Origin of the sequence: Flavicella sediminum (assembly GCF_006381105.1) — a bacterium.
In the GTDB taxonomy this organism is placed as follows: domain Bacteria; phylum Bacteroidota; class Bacteroidia; order Flavobacteriales; family Flavobacteriaceae; genus Flavicella; species Flavicella sediminum.
In genome coordinates this window covers 1-301 of record NZ_VDET01000062.1, presented here as the reverse complement: position 1 = coordinate 301, position 301 = coordinate 1, and the positions used below count along the sequence as shown (strand labels likewise).

Here is a 301-nt window from a genome sequence, read left to right as displayed (position 1 = left end):
TTTACCAGATTTGAGTATCGTCATTTTGGAGAGATAGAACAGATACTAAAACGATATGTAAAGTTTTACAATAATCAAAGACTACATGGGCTCTTAGGACGTATTACTCCTATGGAAAAATGGAACTCTGATAAACACTTGATTTTAATGAAAAAGTTAACAGCGTAACTAATAATCGAAATTTAAAAGATTACTCTTGTTTTATAGGGGTCAAACCAGTACACTTCCTCATTAAAATACTACAAAATCGGTAATTTGGTAAAAAGTAAATACCTTAACAAATTGGAAAGCCGATATATTT

General features: G+C 29.9%; 1 protein-coding gene. It reads left to right on the top strand.

All coding sequences use genetic code 11. The features are described 5' to 3' along the window. The coding region (locus tag FGM02_RS18285) for an IS3 family transposase (RefSeq protein ID WP_394344450.1) at positions 1-168 on the top strand (168 nt) is incomplete at its 5' end. Positions 169-301: the final 133 nt, after the last annotated feature.